Annotated in this window: 17 protein-coding genes and 1 pseudogene; 17 read left to right on the top strand and 1 reads right to left on the bottom strand. The window is 35.0% G+C overall.

Annotation, left to right across the window (positions count from 1 at the left end; translation table 11 throughout):
* Window positions 1–151: 151 nt before the first annotated feature.
* From G9F74_RS07560 to G9F74_RS07525, 8 genes are all read left to right on the top strand, one after another.
* Window positions 152–2,008: an anaerobic ribonucleoside triphosphate reductase gene (locus G9F74_RS07560; RefSeq protein WP_016108902.1), complete on the top strand. Its 1,857-nt coding sequence runs from the start codon at window positions 152–154 to the stop codon at window positions 2,006–2,008.
* Complete coding sequence (nrdG, locus tag G9F74_RS07555) at window positions 2,005–2,457, top strand: anaerobic ribonucleoside-triphosphate reductase activating protein (RefSeq protein ID WP_000867069.1); 453 nt, start codon at window positions 2,005–2,007, stop codon at window positions 2,455–2,457. The genes G9F74_RS07560 and nrdG overlap by 4 nt, the downstream gene beginning before the upstream one ends.
* An 18-nt stretch (window positions 2,458–2,475) precedes the next feature.
* Complete coding sequence (locus G9F74_RS07550) at window positions 2,476–3,153, top strand: response regulator transcription factor (protein WP_001044679.1); 678 nt, start codon at window positions 2,476–2,478, stop codon at window positions 3,151–3,153.
* Window positions 3,154–3,356: 203 nt separating this feature from the next.
* Complete coding sequence (locus G9F74_RS07545) at window positions 3,357–4,598, top strand: S1C family serine protease (RefSeq protein ID WP_000542629.1); 1,242 nt, start codon at window positions 3,357–3,359, stop codon at window positions 4,596–4,598.
* Window positions 4,599–4,677: 79 nt separating this feature from the next.
* Window positions 4,678–5,091 carry a CoA-binding protein gene (locus G9F74_RS07540; RefSeq protein WP_000151385.1) on the top strand — a complete coding sequence of 138 codons (414 nt, stop codon included), beginning with the start codon at window positions 4,678–4,680 and terminating at the stop codon, window positions 5,089–5,091.
* Window positions 5,092–5,465: 374 nt separating this feature from the next.
* Window positions 5,466–7,430 carry a DNA topoisomerase IV subunit B gene (gene parE, locus G9F74_RS07535; RefSeq protein WP_001062195.1) on the top strand — a complete coding sequence of 655 codons (1,965 nt, stop codon included), beginning with the start codon at window positions 5,466–5,468 and terminating at the stop codon, window positions 7,428–7,430.
* Window position 7,431: 1 nt separating this feature from the next.
* Window positions 7,432–9,855, top strand: a complete 2,424-nt coding sequence (gene parC / locus G9F74_RS07530; RefSeq protein ID WP_016108901.1) for a DNA topoisomerase IV subunit A — start codon at window positions 7,432–7,434, stop codon at window positions 9,853–9,855.
* Window positions 9,856–10,122: 267 nt separating this feature from the next.
* Window positions 10,123–11,154, top strand: a complete 1,032-nt coding sequence (locus G9F74_RS07525) for an oxidoreductase (protein ID WP_000719779.1) — start codon at window positions 10,123–10,125, stop codon at window positions 11,152–11,154.
* A gap of 25 nt (window positions 11,155–11,179) precedes the next feature.
* On the opposite strand, the gene G9F74_RS07520 is transcribed toward G9F74_RS07525, so the two are convergent.
* Window positions 11,180–11,773 (bottom strand): TetR/AcrR family transcriptional regulator, encoded by a 594-nt coding sequence (locus tag G9F74_RS07520; RefSeq protein WP_001013009.1) that lies wholly within the window; start codon window positions 11,771–11,773, stop codon window positions 11,180–11,182.
* Window positions 11,774–11,937: 164 nt separating this feature from the next.
* On the opposite strand from G9F74_RS07520, the gene G9F74_RS07515 reads away from it, so the two are divergent.
* The 9 genes and pseudogenes from G9F74_RS07515 to G9F74_RS07475 all read left to right on the top strand — a co-directional run bounded on the left by G9F74_RS07515 (window position 11,938) and on the right by G9F74_RS07475 (window position 22,877).
* Complete coding sequence (locus tag G9F74_RS07515; protein ID WP_016108900.1) at window positions 11,938–12,831, top strand: ABC transporter ATP-binding protein; 894 nt, start codon at window positions 11,938–11,940, stop codon at window positions 12,829–12,831.
* Window positions 12,824–13,630 (top strand): ABC transporter permease subunit, encoded by an 807-nt coding sequence (locus G9F74_RS07510; protein ID WP_016108899.1) that lies wholly within the window; start codon window positions 12,824–12,826, stop codon window positions 13,628–13,630. The genes G9F74_RS07515 and G9F74_RS07510 overlap by 8 nt, the downstream gene beginning before the upstream one ends.
* Window positions 13,631–13,825: 195 nt before the next feature.
* Window positions 13,826–14,359: an RNA polymerase sigma factor gene (locus G9F74_RS07505; RefSeq protein WP_000864737.1), complete on the top strand. Its 534-nt coding sequence runs from the start codon at window positions 13,826–13,828 to the stop codon at window positions 14,357–14,359.
* A gap of 12 nt (window positions 14,360–14,371) precedes the next feature.
* A complete protein-coding gene (locus G9F74_RS07500; RefSeq protein WP_016108898.1) occupies window positions 14,372–15,370 on the top strand; it encodes an ECF-type sigma factor negative effector in 999 nt (332 codons plus the stop codon).
* A 17-nt stretch (window positions 15,371–15,387) separates the two neighbouring features.
* Window positions 15,388–16,425, top strand: a complete 1,038-nt coding sequence (locus tag G9F74_RS07495) for an LCP family protein (RefSeq protein ID WP_016108897.1) — start codon at window positions 15,388–15,390, stop codon at window positions 16,423–16,425.
* A gap of 22 nt (window positions 16,426–16,447) precedes the next feature.
* Window positions 16,448–16,666, top strand: a pseudogene (locus G9F74_RS07490) (C4-dicarboxylate ABC transporter); the annotation flags it as partial.
* 348 nt (window positions 16,667–17,014) lie between these two features.
* Window positions 17,015–18,718: a peptide ABC transporter substrate-binding protein gene (locus G9F74_RS07485; RefSeq protein ID WP_000730158.1), complete on the top strand. Its 1,704-nt coding sequence runs from the start codon at window positions 17,015–17,017 to the stop codon at window positions 18,716–18,718.
* A 304-nt stretch (window positions 18,719–19,022) separates the two neighbouring features.
* Complete coding sequence (locus G9F74_RS07480; protein WP_000823480.1) at window positions 19,023–20,738, top strand: peptide ABC transporter substrate-binding protein; 1,716 nt, start codon at window positions 19,023–19,025, stop codon at window positions 20,736–20,738.
* A 444-nt stretch (window positions 20,739–21,182) separates the two neighbouring features.
* The gene (locus G9F74_RS07475; RefSeq protein ID WP_000823458.1) at window positions 21,183–22,877 is read left to right on the top strand and encodes a peptide ABC transporter substrate-binding protein; all 1,695 of its coding nucleotides are present in this window, start codon (window positions 21,183–21,185) and stop codon (window positions 22,875–22,877) included.
* The last annotated feature ends 47 nt before the right edge of the window (window positions 22,878–22,924 follow it).

The following is a 22,924-nucleotide window of genomic DNA, read 5'->3' as shown; positions in this document are numbered from 1 at the left end:
TGTAAAGAGCACATTTCTTTTTTGCAAATGAAAAATTCATTATTTCGTGAAAAAAAATTCACAGGAATGTTACATTTCTCACAGAAACAACAAGACTATATGTTGTAACATTTTAATCAAAAGATAACAACATATTGATGGAGGGTTATAAATGTTACAACGAAATACACGTGGAGAAAAATTAATGAAAGTGTTTGGGACAATTGTCCACGGCAATGAACAAGATTTAATGCAAGAGAATGCAAATGTAGATGGGCGCTCTCCGATGGGAGTAATGGGAACGTTCGCATCTGAGAGTGCAAAATATTATGCAGTTGAAAATTTATTGTCAGACCAAGTGAAAAAAGCGATAAATGAAAATATATTATATCCACATGATTTAGATTTTTATGCGACAGGAACGACGACTTGTTCGCAAATTCCGTTAGCACAAATGCTTGCTAATGGTTTTCATACTGGACATGGACATATGAGACAACCGCAAGACATTAAAAGTGCGTTGGCACTTTCGTCTATTATTTTTCAAGCGAATCAAAATATGCAGCACGGTGGTCAATCGTTTGCACTCTTTGATATTGATTTAGCTCCCTATGTGAGAAAAACCGTACTGAGACATAAAAAGCGACTACAATCATATCCGCTTACGAAAGAACAAATTGAGGAATTCGCATGGAAAGAAACAGAAAGCGATACGTATCAGGCGTGTGAAGCTTTCGTTCATAATTCAAATAGTATGCATAGTAGGGGCGGGGGACAAGTACCGTTTATTTCTATTAATTACGGAACAGACACATCGAGAGAGGGAAGGCTTTTAATTAAACAGCTGTTAAAAGCAACGCAAGCTGGACTTGGAAAAGGAGAAACACCGATTTTTCCTATTCAAATTTTTAAAATGAAAAAAGGTGTAAACTTTGAAGAATGTGATCCGAACTATGATTTGTTTGAATTAGCACTAGAGACGACAGCAGAGCGATTATTCCCTAATTTTTCATTTTTAGATGCGTCGTTTAATGCAGTGCACTATGATGGACGACCTGAAAGTGAAGTATGTTACATGGGATGTCGCACTCGTGTTATGTCTAATATACATGGAGAAGAAACAGCAATAGGAAGAGGTAATTTGTCGTTTACTTCTATTAATTTAGTGAAATTAGGGCTAATTAGTGGATCGAAAGAAGCGTTTTTTGAAGCGCTAAATTATTACTTGGATTTAGGAATTAAGCAATTATTAGAGAGATTCGCGTATCAATGTACGAAGCGAGCGAGAGATTTTCGATTTTTATATTCACAAGGTGTATGGCGTGGCGGAGAAACATTACAGCCTGAAGATTCTGTAGCACCTATTTTAAAGCAAGGGACGTTAAGTATTGGTTTTATCGGTCTTGCGGAATGTTTAGTGGCTTTAACAGGAAAGCATCAAGGGGAAGATGAAGAGTCATGGAAACTTGGATATGAAATTATTTCCTTTATGAGGGAGAGAATGGATAAGGCGACGGAAGAACATCAACTGAATTTCTCAATAATTGCAACTCCTGCAGAAGGTTTATCAGGGAAGTTTGTGAAAAAAGATAGAGAGGAATTTGGTGAGATTAGCGGTATAACGAACCATAATTACTATACGAATTCATTCCATATTCCAGTTTATTATAACATTCAAGCGATAAATAAAATCCGTTTAGAAGGACCTTTTCATGCTCTATGTAATGGGGGGCATATTACGTATATTGAATTAGACGGAGCAGCGATGCATAATCAAAAGGCGTTAAAACAAATTGTACAAGCGATGGCAGAGCATGGCGTTGGGTACGGTTCAATTAATCATCCTGTTGATCGTTGTACATGCTGCAGCTATCACGGAGTTATTGGAAATGAATGTCCAAGCTGCGGAAATGAAGACGAGACCAATATAGAAAGAATTCGCCGTATAACTGGCTATCTTGTGGGAGATATGTCGAAGTGGAATAGTGCGAAACGTAGCGAAGAGATGGATCGGGTGAAGCATAAATGAAAGTGATGAATATCATTCATGATAGTGTAGTAGATGGAGAAGGGTTGCGGACAGTCGTGTTTTTTGCGGGCTGTCCGCATCGTTGTTTCGGGTGTCATAACCCGAAATCTTGGAATATTTGCAATGGAACTGAAATGACGGTAGAAGAAGTTGTGAAAGAGATTGCAAGTAATCCATTAACTGATGTAACATTTTCAGGTGGAGATCCGTTTTTTCAAGCTGTTGAAGTGAAAAAAGTAGCAAAAGCCGTGAAAGATTTGAAAAAAAATCTATGGATGTATACAGGTTATACGTTAGAAGAGATACAGAGTTCTCAAAATAATGATATGATAGAGTTGTTACACTATGGGGATGTTTTAGTCGATGGAAGATTTGAAATCGAGAAAAGAGATTTAACACTTCCATTTCGCGGAAGCTCCAATCAACGTATTATTCGATTGAAAGAGTAAAAAGGCGGGATAGATTATATGAATAAAACAGTATTACTTGTTGAAGACGAAAGAAGATTACGTGAAATTGTTAGTGATTATTTTCGTAATGAAGGCTTTGAAGTGATTGAAGCAGAAGATGGAAAAAAAGCGCTAGAGTTATTTGCAGAGCATGAAATTGATTTAATTATGTTAGATATTATGTTACCAGAAATAGATGGATGGTCTGTTTGTAGACGAATTAGAAAAGAATCAGCAGTACCAATTATTATGCTAACAGCACGTTCGGATGAGGATGATACATTGCTAGGTTTCGAATTAGGTGCAGACGAGTATGTAACGAAACCATTTAGCCCGAAAGTGTTAGTAGCTCGCGCGAAGACGTTATTGAAACGTGCGGATGGTGCGGTAGGAGTAGCGGAAGAAAATGCTATGTCTTTAGCTGGAATAGAAGTGAATCGTCTATCTAGAACTGTTTTAGTAGATGGAGAAGAAATTATATTGACGCATAAAGAATTTGAACTTCTCGTTTATTTAATGGAGAACAAAGGAATTGTGTTGTCACGTCAACATTTATTAGATCAGTTATGGGGATATGATTACTACGGTGATGACCGAACGGTTGATACGCATATTAAAAAATTGCGAAATAAGCTAGGAGATAAAGCGAAGCATATCGGTACTGTTATTCGAGTTGGTTATAAATTCGAAGAATAATCTGGAATGACTTGTGCACTTTAGCCTGGGAATTTAGCAATTTTATATCCTCTTTTTGAAGGTAGAATGTTCAAAAAATAATTTTCTTGTCTACAATGGTAGATAGGAGTATTTTTTTAATTGGATTTCACGATGAGTTCACAAGAAGGACACAAAACGTGACTATACTGAAAATACGAATTCACCAGAGAGGGGAAATAAAAATGGGATATTACGACGGACCAAATTTGAATGAAGAGCATAGTGAAACGAGAGAAGTGAAAAAATCAGGAAGTAAAAAAGGTTATTTCTTCACAGGTTTAGTGGGAGCTGTAGTCGGGGCGGTTTCGATTAGTTTTGCAGCACCTTATATGCCATGGGTGCAAAATAATGGAGCGGCAGTTTCATCATTCAATTCTAATAAACAAGTAGAAGGTACTGTAGTTCCTGTTGTCAATAAATCAAAAAACGAAACTGATTTGCCAGGTATGGTTGAAGGTGCGAAAGATGTTGTTGTAGGTGTTATTAATATGCAACAAAGTGTCGATCCATTTGCAATGCAACCGACAGGTCAAGAACAACAAGCTGGTTCAGGATCAGGAGTTATTTATAAAAAAGCAGGAAATAAAGCATATATCGTAACGAACAACCACGTAGTAGATGGAGCGAATAAACTTGCTGTGAAACTAAGTGATGGAAAGCAAGTTGATGCAAAACTAGTTGGTAAGGATCCTTGGTTAGACTTAGCTGTTGTTGAAATTGACGGATCTAATGTAAATAAAGTTGCAAGTCTAGGTGATTCCAGTAAACTTCGTGCTGGTGAAAAAGCGATTGCAATTGGAAACCCACTTGGATTTGATGGCAGTGTAACGGAAGGTATAATCAGTAGTAAAGAACGCGAAATTCCAGTTGATATTGATGGGGACAAACGCCCAGATTGGCAAGCACAAGTTATTCAAACAGATGCAGCGATTAACCCTGGTAATAGTGGTGGTGCATTATTTAACCAAAACGGTGAAGTAATCGGTATTAACTCGAGTAAAATTGCGCAGCAAGAAGTTGAAGGAATCGGATTTGCAATTCCGATTAATATTGCAAAACCAGTCATCGAATCGCTTGAAAAAGATGGAGTAGTGAAACGTCCAGCGCTTGGAGTAGGTGTCGTTTCATTAGAAGATGTGCAAACTTATGCAGTAAATCAGCTGAAAGTGCCAAAAGAAGTAACAAATGGCGTTGTATTAGGTAAAATCTATCCAATATCACCGGCAGAAAAAGCAGGTTTAGAGCAATATGATCTTGTAGTAGCATTAGATAATCAAAAGGTAGAGAATGCTCTTCAATTCCGTAAATATTTATATGAAAAGAAAAAAGTTGGCGAGAAAGTAGAAGTTACATTCTATCGCAATGGTCAAAAAATGACGAAATCAGCTACGTTAGCAGATAATTCAGCTACTAAGAATCAATAATCGGAATAAAAGAAAGTCTCTTTCATGTTGAAAGAGACTTTCTTTATCGGATATACTAAAGGAATAGGAGGGACTAATTATGACAATTGAAAACCCAACTCGTACGGAAATTGGTGAAGTATTGAAGAAAAGTAAAACGATTGCGGTTGTTGGATTATCAGATAAACCAGAACGTACATCGTATATGGTTTCAAAAGCGATGCAAGATGCAGGGTACCGCATTATACCGGTAAATCCAACAGTTGATGAAGTACTTGGAGAAAAGGCAGTTCCTTCACTGGCGGATATTAAAGAACATGTTGATATCGTAAACGTATTCCGCCGTTCAGAATTTTTAATGGGTGTTGCGAAAGAGTTTGTAGAGATTGATGCAGATGTTTTTTGGGCACAACTAGGAGTACAAGATGAAGATACGTATAAACTTTTAAAAGAAAAAGACTATACTGTAATAATGGACCGTTGTATTAAAGTAGAACATGCGATGACAAAATAGTATAGATTTTAAAGATAGAAAGATTGATTCAGCCCTCGTTATAGATAAGTAGGGCCGATGAACGAGGTGTTCATCATGAGATTTTTTAAAGGCTGTTTTTGGGGATTGTTACTTGTTATCCCGTTTTGGATATTGATCATTTGGATCATGATAAAGGTTTGGAATGTGTAATCTTGGAATACATATCCATTTCTCGTTGACAAACGATTATTTTTCTGAAATAGTAGCCTAGAGGAATCCTTGTGAAAAAACAAGGATTTTTCTATTGAAAATGGTATATAAAAGAGATAAGATAACTTGCCAAAACTATAGTCGAGGCGTTATTCTATAATAGAAACATATGTTCTGATTTGATTAGGAAAGGGGCAAGGAGTTTGGCGAAGCATCAGTTCCAATACAATGAAGATGCAATTCAAGTGTTAGAAGGACTTGAAGCCGTTCGAAAACGCCCGGGTATGTATATCGGGAGTACGGATAGCCGTGGATTGCATCATTTAGTATATGAAATAGTAGATAACTCCGTTGACGAAGCGTTAGCGGGATTTGGCGACGAAATTTCTGTCGTAATACATAAAGATAATAGTATTAGCGTTATTGATAAAGGGCGAGGAATGCCTACGGGAATGCATAAACTTGGGAAACCTACACCTGAAGTTATTTTAACTGTACTTCATGCAGGTGGTAAGTTTGGTCAAGGTGGCTATAAAACGAGTGGTGGTTTACATGGTGTTGGGGCATCAGTTGTAAACGCCTTGTCAGAATGGTTAGTAGTAACAATTAAACGTGATGGTAACATTTATGAACAACGCTTTGAAAATGGTGGCGTTCCTGCAACGACGTTAGAGAAAATCGGGAAAACAAAAGAGTCTGGTACGACAATGCACTTCAAACCAGATACAACGATTTTCAGTACGACAAATTACAATTATGAAACATTATGTGAGAGATTACGTGAATCTGCATTCTTATTAAAAGGAATGAAAATCTCGATAAAAGACGAACGTAATGATTTAGAAGATATATTTCATTATGAAACAGGAATTGAAGCTTTCGTTTCATACTTAAACGAAGAAAAAGATTCAATTCATCCAGTTGTATATTTCACTGGTGAACAAAATGGGATTGAAGCAGAACTAGCATTCCAGTTTAATGATGGTTACTCAGAAAATATTCTTTCGTTTGTAAACAACGTACGTACAAAAGATGGTGGAACACACGAAGCTGGATTTAAAACAGCGATGACACGTGTGTTTAATGAGTATGCTCGTAAAGTTTCATTATTAAAAGAAAAAGATAAAAACTTAGAAGGTACAGATATTCGTGAAGGTGTAGCGGCTATCGTTTCTGTACGTGTACCAGAAGAAGTACTGCAGTTTGAAGGACAAACGAAAGGGAAACTGGGTACAAGTGAAGCTCGTTCTTCTATTGATGCAATTGTATCAGAGCATTTAGCTTACTTTTTAGAAGAAAACCCGGATGTAGCTACACTTCTTGTAAGAAAGGCAGTTAAAGCAGCGCAAGCACGTGAGGCTGCTCGTAAAGCGAGAGAAGAAGCACGTAGTGGTAAGAAAAAGAAAAAATCAGAAGGTACTTTAAGCGGGAAGTTAACACCTGCACAATCACGTAACCCTCAAAAAAACGAATTGTATTTAGTAGAGGGTGACTCGGCCGGCGGTTCAGCAAAGCAAGGGCGAGATCGTCGTTTTCAAGCGGTACTACCGTTGCGTGGTAAAGTAATTAACACGGAGAAAGCAAAGCTTGCTGATATTTTTAAGAATGAAGAGATTAATACAATTATTTATGCAATTGGCGGCGGAGTAGGAAATGAATTCGCTGTTGAAGATATTAACTACGATAAAGTTGTTATTATGACCGATGCAGATACGGATGGAGCTCATATTCAAGTATTGTTATTAACTTTCTTCTACAGATATATGAAACCACTTATCGAAGCTGGTAAAGTATTTATTGCACTTCCACCTTTATATAAAGTAAGTAAAGGGAAAGGGAAAAGTGAAGTAATTGAATATGCATGGTCTGATGAAGAATTAGATGGTGTAACGAAAAAGGTCGGTAAAGGTTATATGTTGCAGCGCTATAAAGGACTTGGTGAAATGAATGCAGATCAGTTATGGGAAACGACGATGAACCCTGAAACGCGTACATTAATCCGAGTGAAAATTGATGATGCAGCAAGAGCAGAGCGCCGTGTAACTACATTAATGGGCGATAAAGTAGAACCGCGCCGTAAATGGATTGAGCGTAATGTACAATTTGGTATGCAAGAAGAAGGAAATATTTTAGAAAACGAAATGATTATGGAGACGGAGGTGGAATAACATGCAGGCAGAGAAGTTTCATGACCTCCCGCTTGAAGACGTGTTAGGTGACCGCTTTGCACGTTATAGTAAATATATAATTCAAGACCGCGCGCTTCCAGATGCGCGTGATGGTTTAAAGCCAGTACAAAGACGTATATTATATTCTATGTATGTAGAAGGAAACGTACATGATAAAGCGTTTCGTAAATCAGCTAAAACAGTTGGTAACGTTATTGGTAATTACCATCCACATGGTGATTCCTCTGTATATGAGGCGATGGTACGTTTAAGTCAAACTTGGAAAGTACGTAATGTTTTAGTTGAAATGCATGGTAATAATGGTAGTGTTGATGGTGATCCAGCAGCGGCAATGCGTTATACAGAAGCCCGTTTATCACCAATCGCATCAGAGTTATTACGTGATCTCGATAAAGAAACAGTAGAATTCGTTTCAAACTTTGATGATACGAGTGAAGAACCGGTTGTATTACCAGCAGCGTTCCCGAATTTATTAGTAAACGGATCTACAGGAATTTCCGCTGGTTATGCAACAGAAATTCCTCCGCATCATCTTGGAGAAGTTATTGACGCTACAATGATGCGTATTGATAAGCCAAATAGTACTGTTGATGATTTATTAACAGTTATGAAAGGACCAGATTTCCCAACAGGCGGTATTATTCAAGGGATTGATGGTATTAAAAAGGCGTATGAAACAGGAAAAGGTAAAATTATTATTCGCGGAAAAGCAGAAATTGAAACAGTGCGCGGTGGGAAACAACAAATTGTAATCACTGAAATTCCTTACGAAGTGAATAAGGCAAACCTTGTAAAGAAAATGGATGAATTACGTCTAGATAAAAAGTTAGATGGCATTGCTGAAGTACGTGATGAGACAGATCGTACTGGTTTACGAATCGTTGTTGAATTAAAGAAAGAAGTAAACGCCGAAGGTATTTTAAATTATTTATATAAAAATACAGATTTACAAATTCCATATAACTTTAATATGGTAGCGATCAATAATCGCCGTCCAACACTTATGACATTACCGAAAATTTTGGATGCTTATATTGGACATCAAAAAGAGGTTATTACGAGACGTTCGCAATATGAATTAAGAAAAGCAGAAAATCGTCAACATATTGTAGAAGGTTTAAAGAAAGCATTATCGATTTTAGACCAAGTAATCGAGACAATTCGAGCTTCAAAAGATAAACGTAATGCGAAAGATAATTTAAGTGCAAAATTTGGCTTTACAGAAGCACAAGCAGAAGCAATTGTATCCTTGCAATTATATCGCTTAACGAATACAGACATTACGGCGTTACAAGAAGAAGCCGATGAGCTTAATAAGAAAATTCTAGAGCTACAGTCAATTTTACAAAGTGAAAAAAGATTACTTCAAGTCATTAAAACTGATTTGAAGAGAGTGAAGAAAACATATAGTGATGATCGTCGCGCTATTATTGAAGAACAAATTGAAGAGATTAAAATAGACGTAGAAGTGATGATTCCACAAGAAGATGTCATCGTTACTGTAACGAAAGAAGGATATGTGAAACGTACTGGATGGCGCTCACATAATGCATCAAACGGCAAAGACTTCGGTATGAAAGAGGGTGACATCTTACTTGAACGATTCGATACGAATACGACTGAAACAGTTCTTTTATTCACAAGTAAAGGAAACTATATATATCTTCCAGTATACGAAATGCCAGATATTCGTTGGAAAGATTTAGGTCAGCACGTTGCAAATATCGTTTCACTCGACCGAGATGAAACAATTATTTGGGCAACTGTCATACCGAACTTTGAGGAAGAAAAACGATTTATCGTATTTGTAACGCGAAATGGTATGATAAAGAAAACAGAATTAAATCAATATAAAGTTCAGCGTTATTCAAGGGCATTCGTTGCTGTAAACTTGAAAAAAGATGATGAAGTTGTCGATATATTTGCGACAGATGGAACGAGTGATATCGTTCTTGCTACACACGGTGCATATGCACTTATTTTCCATGAAGATGAAGTAAGTCCAGTCGGTGTAAGAGCTGCTGGTGTAAAAGCAATTAATTTAAAAGAAGATGACTATGTCGCTTCTGGTAAACCGTTAAATGGTGACAAAGATCAACTTATTCTCGTAACGCAACGCGGTGCTATAAAGCGTTTAAAAGCATCAGAAATTGAAAAGTCAACGAGAGCGAAGCGAGGTCTTGTTATTTTCAAAGAGTTAAAACGTAATCCATACCGTATTGTAGGTATTGAAATTGTACGAGACGATGAACTAGTTTACATGAAGACAGAGAAAAATATTGTAGAAGAGGTTGATCCGAAAGCGTATCGAAACAAAGACCGGTATAGTAATGGTAGTTTAGTACTAGATGTTAATGATACTGGTGAAGTAGTAGAAACGTGGACGAAGAAAAGACCGGAATAAAGGAAGCATCTTGCTATGAATAATAGCGAGATGCTTTTTTCTAAGCGAATTATTATGTATATGAAAATAATCTTGTTATAATAGTGAAATGAAATCGTTCTCATAAAGTGAAACTTTAATCAGTGGGGGGCTTTATTCCCTACTGATTATTAGTTGAACTAATCGGGCTTTTACGGACAGTAAGGCCCTCACCTAACTTCTTAGTTTTCGCTGAATTTTGAGGAGGGATCTTACTGTCCGTTAGTGCGGGATAATTGGAGGGGCAACATGAAAAAAATAGGTGTAGGGATTGTAGGATTTGGATTTTCTAGTACAACATTTCACATCCCGCTATTACAAACGATAGAAGAATATGATATTCGAGTTATTTTATCTTCAAAAGAAGAAGTAGTGAAACAAACTTTACCAAATGCTGCTGTTGTTGACACAATTGATGAATTAGTAAAGCGATCTGATATTGAACTAGTTGTCATTACTTCACCGAATACAACTCATTTTCCATATGTAAAAGAAGCGATTTTACATGGTAAGCATGTTGTAGTGGAAAAACCATTTGTTGTTTCAATTGAAGAAGGGGAAGAACTTATCTCATTAGCAAAGCAGCATAATGTGATGTTAAGTGTATATCATAATCGTCGTTTTGATAATGATTTCCTAACAATTAAGAAATTATTAGAAGAAAATAGAATAGGAAATGTATACGCATATGAAGCGCATTTTGATCGTTTCCGTCCACATGTACGCGATCGATGGAGAGAAAAGAATTTACCAGGTTCAGGTATATTATATGATTTAGGATCGCATTTAATTGACCAAGCGCTATCATTATTCGGAAAACCAGATGCGATAAGCGCAGATGTAATAAAACAAAGGCCAGGTGCGGAGATTGATGACTATTTCCACGTAGTACTTCATTATGGAGTTAAGCGTGTCATTTTACGTAGTAGCAGTTACGTGAAACAAGCAGGACCGCATTTTACATTACATGGGGACAAAGGTTCTATCGTGAAATACGGTATGGATTCGCAGGAAGAACAATTAAAAAATGGAATGAAGCCAGGCGATATAGGTTATGGAGTAGATGCTGAAGAGAATTTTGCTACTTTAGAAACAGAAGAAACTTTAAATCGCATTTCAACAGAAGTCGGTTGCTATGACATGTACTATAAAGGTGTAAGAGATAGTATATTAAATGGTGAGAAACTACCTGTAACAGCGCAAGATGGTTTAAATGTTATTAAACTAATTCAATTAGCGGTTGAAAGTAGTGAAACGGGTAGAGTCATTTCGGTAAAATAAAAAAGACACGAATTTCGTGTCTTTTTTATTTTGTTGGAACAGAAAGGCCGTAAAAGAACATCGTAACGATATCTTGTATATGTTTTTCTCGATCTCCTTCAAGAAGCTGTGCCCCGAAATCATCACCTAACTTAGTAAACATTTGAATGTAAAGTAACATCATTTCTTTCGTAAGGTGTGGATTAATTTCGTTTTTGCGCTGAGCTCGTTCTAATATTTCTAAATACCAGGGAAGGATTTTTTCATTTTGATAACTATAAATAAACTTACGGAGTTCTTCGTCCCTTTGCATCATTTGTAGTAACATATCAGGTTGAAATAACCCGCCAGTATTCATTTTTCTTACAATCATTTTTTGCATCATATCATGAAAAGGTAATTTTTCTTCTGCAAGCCCTTTATAATATTGAAATTCAGATATGATAAATTCTTGTATAAGCTCCCTAAATAACGCATCTTTACTTCCGAAATGATTATAAATTGTAACTTGAGAAACGTTTGCTTCTTTTGCAATATGTTCTATTTTTACTTCATTAAATCCACGTTCTGAAAATAATACGAAGGCCGCCTCTTTAATGGCGCGTTTTTTCTTTTCTTTCACTTTTTCAAAGCCGTTCAATGTAATCACCTCACTTAAAATATACAAGAAAAAATAATGGAAAACAATATTTTTGAAATATGGACTAATAAATATTTCAAAAAGTTGTTGCGAATATGAAAGATGAGGAGTACAATAATTTTGAAATATCATATATTAAATATTTCAAAAAATGAGGTGGACTTATGATTTCAGTTCAAGATGTTACAAAACAGTTTTCGAATGGAAAAGGTTTGTTTCATATTACATTTGATGTAAAAGAGGGAGAAGTATTTGGTTATTTAGGACCGAATGGTGCCGGAAAATCAACGACAATTCGTAATTTAATGGGATTTATAAAACCGACAGCTGGTAAAGCGACAATTTTTGGATTAGATTGTTGGAATGAAGCAGCGAAAATTCAAAGGGAAGTTGGTTATTTACCGGGTGAAATTTCTTTTATTGAAGGAATGAACGGATTAGAGTTTTTAAAATTAATGCAAGGAATGCGTGGATTAAAGGATACGAAAAGACGAGATGAACTGATAGATCGTCTGCAATTTGATGTGAAAACACCGATTCGCAAAATGTCTAAAGGAATGAAGCAAAAAGTAGGGATAGTCGCTGCATTTATGCACGATCCAGAGGTGTTAATTTTAGATGAACCAACATCTGGACTTGATCCACTGATGCAGCAAGTATTTATAGAACTAATAGTAGAGGAAAAACAAAGAGGAAAAACGATTCTTATGTCTTCACATATTTTTACTGAAATTGAGAGAACTTGTGACAGAGTAGCTATTATTAAAGATGGTCGACTCGTAACAGTTGAAAATATTCATGATTTACAAAGTATGAGACGACAGGTAATAGATGTAACTGTATCATCGCAAGAAGAAATTGAATCTCTTACAAAGTGTAATTTGCAATTTGAAGCGGTAAAAGGCAGAGAGGCATCTATTATTGTACAAGGAAACTATCAAACTGTTTTACAAACACTTTCAAACTATAATGTAACGGCACTTCAAACGAGATCGATGGATTTAGAACATTTATTTATGCATTATTACGATAAGAAAGAAGGGGTAACGCATGAATAAGCAATTGTTTTTAGCTAGTTTGAAAGAAACACAAAAAAGTATTTTTAGTTATGCGATTGGTGCGGCTCTCTATTTATGGTTATTAATTTGGATATTCCCATCAATGGTATCAGCGAAAGGATTAAATGAATTAATAAGTGCTATGCCTGATAGTGTGAAAAAAATTGTTGGTATGGAAAGTCCGATTCAAAACGTAATGGATTTTTTAGCTGGGGAGTATTACAGTCTATTGTTTATTATCATTTTAACAATTTTTTGCGTAACAGTTGCGACACATTTAATTGCGCGTCATGTAGATAAAGGAGCGATGGCATACTTGCTAGCAACGCCTGTATCCAGAGTGAAAATTGCTATTACGCAAGCTACTGTTCTCATATTGGGGCTACTTATCATTGTAATTGTCACGTATGTAGCAGGTATAGTAGGAGCAGAATGGTTTTTAAAAGATAATAATTTAAATAAAGAATTATTTTTGAAGATTAATGTAGTCGGAGGGCTCATATTTTTAGTCGTTAGTGCGTATTCATTTTTCTTTTCTTGTATATGTAATGATGAAAGAAAGGCACTTAGTTATTCAGCAAGTTTAACTATATTATTTTTCGTACTAGATATGGTAGGGAAATTAAGTGATAAGTTAGAGTGGATGAAAAGCCTATCTTTATTTACGCTGTTTCGTCCGAAAGAAATTGCTGAAGGAACATATAATATATGGCCGGTAAGTTTAGGTTTAACCGTTGGGGCAGTTTGCATCTTTTTGTTAGCAATAGTTATGTTTAGAAAGAGAGATTTATCGTTATAAAGTAGCAAGTCCACTGTGAAAGTGGACTTTTTTGTTTGTAAATTTGAACCGATATGTTCATTGTGTGCCACCATAAAAAGGATATTTATCTTTTTATTTACAAAAATATTCAAAAAAATGAACCTTTTTATAGGCTACGCAGTCTAATACGTGTAAAGTTAAATTTGAAGTGAGGATGAAACAGGAGGAGCAATTGTGAAAGTAATCCCTTTATATAAAATGATTGTAAAAGAAGAAACGGATGTTTCCTTAGCGAAAAAAGGTGATCATGAAGCCTTTATGGCGCTTATACATACGGAGAAAGTGAAGATGTATCGCATTGCAAAGGCGATGTTACATGATGAGACAAACATAGAGGATGCGATACAGACAACAATTTTAAAAGCTTATGAAAATATAAAAAAACTAAAAAAAGAAGCGTTTTTTCAAACTTGGTTAATTCGAATTTTAATAAATGAGTGTAACAATATAATTAAGTCATATAAAAAACTAATTATAATCGAGGATCATGATAGTAGTATGGTAGCGTTCGACCGATATAAAGATATTGATCTTTGTAATGCCATTCAGTCTTTAACGGAAGAATTAAGAGCTGTAACTGTACTTTATTATTATGAAGATATGAATCAAGAGAGTATTGCGTCCCTTTTAGAAATTCCAAAAGGGACGGTTAAGTCAAGGTTGTCACGTGCAAGGGAACTATTAGAAGAGCGATTAAAGATGGAATAGGGGGTGTATAGAATGGATAGTGAAAAATCATTTGATGAGAAATTAAAAAAGAGAATAAAAGATGAAAATGTTATTTTACCGTCAAAGTTAAATGGAAAGATTAATGATACACTGCATAATCTTCCAGTAAAAAAGAAGAGTTACAGAGTTCATATGATGGTAATTAGTGCCGTGGTTCTAGCGCTTTCTATTGTTTATATGTCTGAATTTTCTATACAAAGCTTTGCACAAAATGGTGGAGTATTTGAATATGTGAAGAAAAAGGCGTTTTCTGATTATGAAAATGAAGAAGAAATAAAATTGAATGTAAATTATCCAGATAAGGAAAAAATTCATATAAAGATGTTGGATTCAATTGATCATTTTAAAAATATTTCAGGACAATTTGAGGAATATTCTAGCTCTACAAGAATGGCTACAACATACAAGTATGCGATTGATACGGAGAAACAAAGAGGCATTGCATCTCAAGAAGATAAACGATTGAAAAAAAGAACGATTATATATAACGAGGGTAGAAAAAAAGAGTTTGATGATGAGAACTATACATATAAAGAGTCAAAATGGAGCCCAGAGGAAAGAAATAATGAACTATTAAAACTAAATCCTACGGAAAGATTGTTGAGAAAATCAGGTGAGAGGAAACGGTATGATGGCGAATATGTGGGATTGGCTAAGCATAGTATTCAATCAGAATTCGCAGATTTGTTAATTCGATATAAAGATTGGAATTATAAAGAAACGAAATATCTAGGACTCGATTGTTACAAAATTGAAGGGGTAATTAATATAGAGATGCCTATTAGCGCCTCTGAAGATGTAAGAGGGAAATTTGAAATGGTTGTGGAGAAAAACACAGGGGTTATGTTAAAGTTTCTTAGTTTTCATGAAGGTATGATTCAATATTCAGTTACTACCGAATGGATACAAATAGATAAAGGGCTGAAAGAAAGTATGTTTCAAAAGGATAGCACGAAATATGAAAAAATGAAAAATATATTGGATGAATAGAAACAGGAGGAGAATAAATGGGGAATCATTCGTCTTCAAGAGAAGAGAAAAATAAGCGGAAATATAAAAAGACAACGATAATAAGTTTACTACTAGGAGTATTACTATTTGGCGGGGTTGGATATGGCACCTATGTATATATGAAAACTTCTAATCTTGTACAAAAATCTAATTTGAATTTAGCGCGTGGTGAAAAATCAAATTTACGTGAGAAAGCAGTAAAACCAATTGCAAACAATGTTTCACTTTTAATTATGGGCATTGATGAAAATCAAGAACGTCAAAAGGAGTATAGTGGTGCATTTCATACAGATGCGTTATTGCTGGCAACTTTTAATAAAGATGATAAGACAGTGAAATTAACAAGTATACCACGTGATACGTATACATATGTCCCAATTGAAAAGAAAAAGGATAAAATAACGCATGCATATGGAAGAGGGCTTGTTAAAAATGGTAAAGATGGAGGGCCACAAGCATCTGTTGAAGCAGTAGAAAAATTGTTACAAGTCCCCGTTGATTATTTTGTGAAGTTTAATTTTAGCTCATTTATTAAAATTGTTGATGGATTAGATGGTATTGAAATAGATGTCCCAGTTGAATTTACAGAACAAAATAGTAAAGATGAACCTGATGCGATTCATTTGAAAAAAGGACTACAAAAATTAACAGGAGAAGAAGCACTTGCGCTGGCAAGAACGCGTCATATTGACAGTGATGCAATGAGAGGGCAACGTCAACAACTTGTTATTGAAGCGATGTTAAATAAATTAAAAAGCACAGGTTCGATTACAAAACTAGAGAAAATGGTTGAGGCGGTTGATGGTGATTTTAAAACAAATTTAGCCATGGATGATATTTTATCTTTTTATAAATATGGTTTAAATGGTTCAGTTGAAAAGACTCAATTAGCTGGTGATGATCTTTATTTACCTAATGGCCCAAATGGACAACGTGTCTATTACTATAATCCTAATAAAAAAGACCTACAAAGTTTGAGTGATACTCTTAGAACACATCTAGGATTAAGTGCGAAGCAGATTGAGGAGAATTAAAGCAGACGAAATGTCTGCTTTTTTATTAGCATCTACTCTATCTGCAATGAATGTTATCTCATTAGAAGGGTTAGCGCTACTACTTGGGGGAGATCGTTTCATGTCAGAAGCACGTGCTATCGTTAATTTAATTGGTAACGGTATTGCGACTGTAGTTGTTGCAAAAAGTGAAAATGAGTTTGATGATGAGAAGTATAAGAGAGTGGTAGAGGAAATGAAAAGAGAAAAAATTGCCGGGTAAAAAAAGTCAGTTTAGCTGACTTTTTTATTTTTGTAGAAAAGATGTTTTTAGATATATGCATTATTTATTAGAAATAATTAACAAGTATTCAAGCGGTAAATGAGATGAAAGTGATTAAATCAACGAATGTGTATAAAGGAGAGATAAGGTTTGAACAACGTATGGCATTTTTATGAATATTACTGTAAAAAAATAATTTTTTAAAAATTTTCAATAATAATACTTTACAAAAATTAAAAAATTAGTAGAATAAGAAGTAGTAAGAATCGTCTGATAAATATATAAAGAAAAACAGAATTATCAGAAAATTCTTTAATAGCTATCGTTAAGAATTAGGGAGGGTACAAAATGAAAAAGAAACAAATGAAAAAACTAACAGCAGTTGTAGCACCAGTTTTAGCAATGAGCATGGCGTTAACAGCATGTTCTACATCAGGTGGAGATAAGAAGACAAGCACAAACTCTAGCTCTAGTGGAGATAGTAAATCTGAAGGAAAACTAGCAGCGAAACAAGTGCTAAATCGTACAGAAACAAATGAGATCCCAACAATGGATACTTCAAAAAATACAGATACATTAGGTTCTCAAATTTTAGGGAACACAATGGAAGGGTTATATCGATTAGATAAAGATAATAAACCAATCCCAGCTGCAGCAGAATCTAGCACAAAAAGTGAAGATGGTAAAAAATATACATTTAAACTACGTAAAGATGCAAAATGGTCAAATGGTGATCCTGTAACTGCAAAAGACTTTGCGTACGCTTGGCAACGATTATTAGATCCAAAAACAACTGCAGAATATGCGTTTATCGCATTCCCGATTAAAAATGCAGAGGCAATTAATAAAGGTGAAAAACCAGTAACTGAACTAGGAGTTAAGGCGGTAGATGACTATACATTAGAAGTTGAATTAGAACAAGCGGTACCATACTTCTTAAACTTAGTTGCGTTCCCATCGTACTACCCATTAAATGAGAAGTTTGTAAAAGAAAAAGGGGATAAATTCGGTTTAGAGTCTGATACAACAGTATATAACGGACCATTTGTTCTTACTGATTGGAAGCACGAGCAAGGCTGGAAACTAAAGAAAAATGATCAATATTGGGATAAAAAGACTGTAAAATTAGATGAAATCAACTATAGTGTAGTAAAAGAAATAAATACAAAGGTCAACTTATTTGATACAGGTGCAATTGATTTCGCACTTCTATCAGGTGAATTCGTTGATAAATATAGAAATAACAAAGAGGAGTTTGGCACATACTCACAAGTAAGTACCTACTTCTTACGTATGAACCAAAAACGTGGTGGACAAGATACACCATTAAAGAGTCAGAAATTACGTGAAGCAATCGCGCTTTCTATCGATAAGAAAAACCTAGCAAACGTTATTTTAAATGACGGATCTAAACCAGCTGACTTCTTAGTACCCAAAGGATTAGCGACTGGACCAGACGGCAAAGACTTCCAAGAAACATTTAAAAATGGTATCAAACCAGATGCGAAAAAAGCTGCTGCTGCATGGGAAGAAGCGAAAAAAGAACTTGGTAAAGACCAAGTTACAATTGAGCTATTAAACTATGATACTGGTAATGCGAAAAAAGTAGGGGAATATGTAAAAGACCAAATTGAGAAAAATTTAAAAGGTGTAACAGTTAATATTAAACTTCAGCCATTCAAACAAAAACTAAAACTAGAAACAGAGCAAGATTATGATATATCATATGCTGGTTGGGGACCTGACTATGCTGACCCAATGACATTCTTAGATATGTTCCAGTCTAAACATTCTCATAACCAAATGAGCTTCGCTGATCCGAAGTATGATGATATGATCAAAAAAGCTGGCACTGAATTAATGGGTGACGCGAAGAAACGTTGGGAAGAGTTAGGGAAAGCTGAGAAATTACTTCTTGAGCAAGATGTAGCACTTGTACCTTTATACCAACGTGGTGATGCATATGTTCTAAAACAAAATATTAAAGGTATTGTAAAACATAATATCAGTCCGGAATATAGCTTTAAATGGGCATATGTTGCTGAAAAATAAAAGAGTTGAAAAAGCATTTCAAAGTAGCTTAGCTACCTTGAAATGCTTTTTTGTATATTGGAAATTAAAATGTAAATTTGTAGTATAGCAAAATAGAGAAGAATAAGGAGTAAAGTATGTACATATGGTAGATGGGGGATAAATCATACTAAATTACGAAGTTTAAAATCAGAATATTTAAAATAAAACTATTTACAAATGTGAAAAAAAGAGTAGAATAACATTAGTTGTAATTTTCTGAAAAATATTTAACAAGGAGTCTCTCAAGGTTGGTAATGTACATATAATTAGGGAGGGTTAAAAAATGAAGAGAAAAAAAATGAAAAAATTAACAGCAGTTGTAGTACCAGTTTTAGCGATGAGTGTTGCATTGACAGCGTGCTCTAGTTCAGGTGGAGAAAAGAAAACGACTACTACATCTAATAGTGGGGAAGAAAAAACATCTGATATTAAATATGCAGCGAAGCAAGTATTAAATCGTACGGAAAATCAAGAAATTCCAACGATGGATACTTCTAAATCTACTGATACGTTAGGGGCACAAATTTTAGGAAATACGATGGAAGGCCTATATCGTCTTGATAAAGATAATAAGCCAATTCCTGCTGCGGCAGAATCTAGTACGAAAAGTGAAGATGGTAAAAAGTATACTTTTAAACTGCGAAAAGATGCAAAATGGTCGAATGGTGATCCTGTAACAGCGAAAGATTTTGTTTTCGCATGGCAGCGCTTACTTGATAAAAATACTGCGGCAGAATATGCGTTTATTGCTTACTATATTAAAAATGCAGAAGCGATTAATAAAGGAGAAAAACCTGTAACTGAATTAGGAGCGAAGGCGGTAGATGATTACACGCTAGAAGTAGAATTAGAAAAACCGGTACCGTATTTCTTAAATTTATTAGCATTCCCATCATATTATCCATTAAATGAAAAATTCGTAAAAGAAAAAGGCGATAAGTACGGTTTAGAAGCAGATACAACTGTGTATAATGGGCCATTTGTTATGTCTTCATGGAAACATGAACAAGGTTGGCAGCTGAAGAAAAATGATAAGTACTGGGATAAAAAGACTGTGAAATTAGAAGAAATTAATTATAGTGTTGTAAAAGAAGTAGCTACAAAAGTAAATTTATATGATACAGGATCAATTGACTTTACATTACTATCAGGAGAATTTGTAGATAAATATAAATCGAATAAAGATGAGTACGGTGAGTATGCAGAATCAAGTACATTCTTCTTACGTTTAAATCAAAAACGTAACGGACAAGATACGCCATTAAAGAGCAAAAAGCTTCGTGAAGCAATTGCATTATCAGTCGATAAAAAAGGATTGGCGAATGTAATTTTAAATAATGGATCAAAAGCAACGGATCAATTGGTTCCGAAAGGGCTTGCGACAGGACCTGATGGAAAAGATTATCAAGATACATTTAAAAATGGTCTGAAATATGATCCGAAAAAAGGTGCAGCAGCTTGGGAAGAAGCGAAAAAAGAACTTGGAAAAGATCAAGTTACAATTGAATTACTAAGCTATGATGATGGAACTGCGAAAAAGATTGCTGATTATGTTAAAGATCAAATTGAGAAAAATTTAAAAGGTGTAACGATTAATACGAAAATTCAGCCGTTCAAACAAAAATTAAAATTAGAGACTGCACAAGATTATGAAATCTCTTATGCAGGTTGGAGTCCAGATTATGCGGATCCAATGACATTTATTGATATGTTTGAATCGAAGAGCCCGTATAACCAAATGAGTTATTCAAATCCAAAATACGATGAAATGGTAGGAAAAGCAGGTAATGAATTAATGAGTGATGCGAAAAAACGCTGGGAAACGTTAGGGAAAGCTGAAAAATTATTCCTTGAAGAAGATGCAGGATTAGTTCCTTTATATCAAACAGGAAGATCGTACGTAATGAAACCGAATGTAAAAGGAATCGTGAAACATAACATCAGTCCAGAATATAGCTTTAAGTGGGCGTATGTAACTGAGGATGGCGGAAAAAAATAAAGTGAAAGCATTTCAAAAGTGGCTGAGCTGCTTTTGAAATGCTTTTTAGTATGTATAAGGGAAATATATCTCGTTAGCCTATTGAGAAACGGGTAGGGAATTAGGAAGATTCTATCGGAGGACATTAGAGAGAGTTCAGTAAGTAGTAAGACAGATGAATGATAGTAAGAGATCTCATGCTAATAAGAAAAATATAGAACGTAGTAATAGAGTGGAATAAGGGGAGGGATGTTTACATATAGTAGACGGGGGATAATTCATAAAGTAGTTAAAACAACAAGTTACTATCACAAAAAAATAAATATTTAGAAAATTTACAAAAATACTTTACAAAACTCAGAAAAATAGTAGAATATTAATTAATAAGAATTTTCTGATAACGAAAGTTAATAGAGAATTTCTAAATGTTAATATCGTACATATAATTGGGGAGGGTACAAGAAAATGAAGAGAAAAAAGATGAAAAAATTGACAGCGGTCGTAGCACCAGTTTTAGTAATGAGTATGGCATTAACAGCTTGCTCTGGATCAGGGGAAAAAGATAAGGCAAGCACAACACCAAAAAGCGGTGAAAAAGAAGGCGGAAAATTAGCAGCGAAGCAAGTGTTGAATTTAACAGAGAGCCAAGAGATTCCATCTATGGATTCTGTTAAAGCGACAGACCAAGTATCGTTTCTTGCTTTAAACAACGTAATGGAAGGTTTATATCGACTGGATAAAGATAATAAAGCAACACCAGGGGTTGCTGAATCATATAAAAAGAGTGATGATGGTAAGAAGTATACATTTACATTAAATAAAAATGCAAAATGGTCAAATGGAGAGCCTGTAACAGCGAAAGATTTCGTATTTTCTTGGAAACGTGCTGTAGATAAAAATACAGCAGCGGAATATGCATACATTATGTTCGATGTAAAAAATGCAAAAGCAATTAATGAAGGAAAAGCAGCGCTTGATACGTTAGGTGTAAAAGCTGTAGATGACTATACGTTAGAAGTAGAATTAGAAAATGCAGTTCCTTACTTTGTTGAATTAACTTCATTCGGAACATTCTATCCACAAAATGAAAAATTCGTAAATGAAAAAGGTGCAAAATTCGGTTTAGAAGCAGATACAACATTATACAACGGACCATTTACATTAACAGACTGGAAACATGAAGAAGGTTGGAAATTAAAGAAAAACGCACAGTACTGGGATAATAAAACAGTTAAGTTAGAAGAAATCAACTTTAACGTAGTAAAAGATAGCGGTACACGTGTCAACTTATATGAAAGTGGACAGATTGACCGTTCAGGATTAGTATCTGAATTTGTTGACAAATATAAATCGAATCCAGATTTCTATACACAAAAAACACCATCAACGTTCTTCTTACGTTTAAATCAAAAACGTGGTGGTCAAGATACGGTGTTAAAGAACAAAGATTTACGTTTAGCAATTGCAAAGGCGTATGATAAAAAAGGTTTAACGAATGTTATTTTAAATGACGGATCTACACCTGCAGATTACTTAGTACCAAAAGAATTTGCTAAGAGTCCGGATGGAAAAGACTTCCGTAAAGAAAATGGAGATATTTTAAAAACGGATGTGAAAAAGGCAAAAGAGCATTGGGACAAAGCGAAAAAAGAGCTTGGAAAAGATCAAGTAACAATTGAGCTGCTAAACTATGATAGCGATAATGCGAAAAAAGTAGGGGAGTTCTTAAAAGGAGAGCTTGAGAAAAACTTACCAGGCTTAACAGTGAACTTGAAAAACCAGCCGTTTAAACAAAAATTAAAATTAGAATCAGATCTAGATTATGATTTATCTTACGCTGGTTGGGGACCTGACTACTTAGATCCAATGACATTCATTGATATGTTCGTTACAGATGGACCTCATAACCAAACTGGTTACTCAAATAAGAAATATGATGAAATTGTAGAAAAAGGTAAAGGTGAGCTATTAACGAAAACGAAAGAGCGTTGGGATAGCTTACTGAAAGCTGAGAAAATGTTACTTGAAGATGCAGCAATTGCACCATTATATCAACGTGGTGATGCAATTGTTCAAAGAGCGAAAGTAAAAGGAATTGTTCACCACCCAGTTGGTGGAGATTACAGCTACAAATGGGCATATATCGGTGAGGAAAAATAAGCTGAGGGGGCGCGTGATGCGCCCTTTTTTTATGCACTTTTCATTCT

It is taken from the genome of Bacillus sp. EKM202B (assembly GCF_011066025.1).
GTDB lineage: Bacteria > Bacillota > Bacilli > Bacillales > Bacillaceae_G > Bacillus_A > Bacillus_A toyonensis.
Note: the sequence above shows the minus strand (reverse complement) of the source record. Positions and strands in the feature narration are given on the sequence as shown.

Bases quoted from the DNA above. Each gene is read 5' to 3' on its own strand.
- G9F74_RS07475 (WP_000823458.1), top strand. From the start codon at position 21,183: ATGAAGAGAAAAAAGATGAAAAAATTGACAGCGGTCGTAGCACCAGTT.
- nrdG (WP_000867069.1), top strand. From the start codon at position 2,005: ATGAAAGTGATGAATATCATTCATGATAGTGTAGTAGATGGAGAAGGG.
- G9F74_RS07525 (WP_000719779.1), top strand. From the start codon at position 10,123: ATGAAAAAAATAGGTGTAGGGATTGTAGGATTTGGATTTTCTAGTACA.
- G9F74_RS07510 (WP_016108899.1), top strand. From the start codon at position 12,824: ATGAATAAGCAATTGTTTTTAGCTAGTTTGAAAGAAACACAAAAAAGT.
- G9F74_RS07550 (WP_001044679.1), top strand. From the start codon at position 2,476: ATGAATAAAACAGTATTACTTGTTGAAGACGAAAGAAGATTACGTGAA.
- G9F74_RS07495 (WP_016108897.1), top strand. From the start codon at position 15,388: ATGGGGAATCATTCGTCTTCAAGAGAAGAGAAAAATAAGCGGAAATAT.
- G9F74_RS07540 (WP_000151385.1), top strand. From the start codon at position 4,678: ATGACAATTGAAAACCCAACTCGTACGGAAATTGGTGAAGTATTGAAG.
- G9F74_RS07515 (WP_016108900.1), top strand. From the start codon at position 11,938: ATGATTTCAGTTCAAGATGTTACAAAACAGTTTTCGAATGGAAAAGGT.
- parC (WP_016108901.1), top strand. From the start codon at position 7,432: ATGCAGGCAGAGAAGTTTCATGACCTCCCGCTTGAAGACGTGTTAGGT.
- G9F74_RS07485 (WP_000730158.1), top strand. From the start codon at position 17,015: ATGAAAAAGAAACAAATGAAAAAACTAACAGCAGTTGTAGCACCAGTT.
- G9F74_RS07545 (WP_000542629.1), top strand. From the start codon at position 3,357: ATGGGATATTACGACGGACCAAATTTGAATGAAGAGCATAGTGAAACG.
- G9F74_RS07500 (WP_016108898.1), top strand. From the start codon at position 14,372: ATGGATAGTGAAAAATCATTTGATGAGAAATTAAAAAAGAGAATAAAA.
- G9F74_RS07480 (WP_000823480.1), top strand. From the start codon at position 19,023: ATGAAGAGAAAAAAAATGAAAAAATTAACAGCAGTTGTAGTACCAGTT.
- G9F74_RS07560 (WP_016108902.1), top strand. From the start codon at position 152: ATGTTACAACGAAATACACGTGGAGAAAAATTAATGAAAGTGTTTGGG.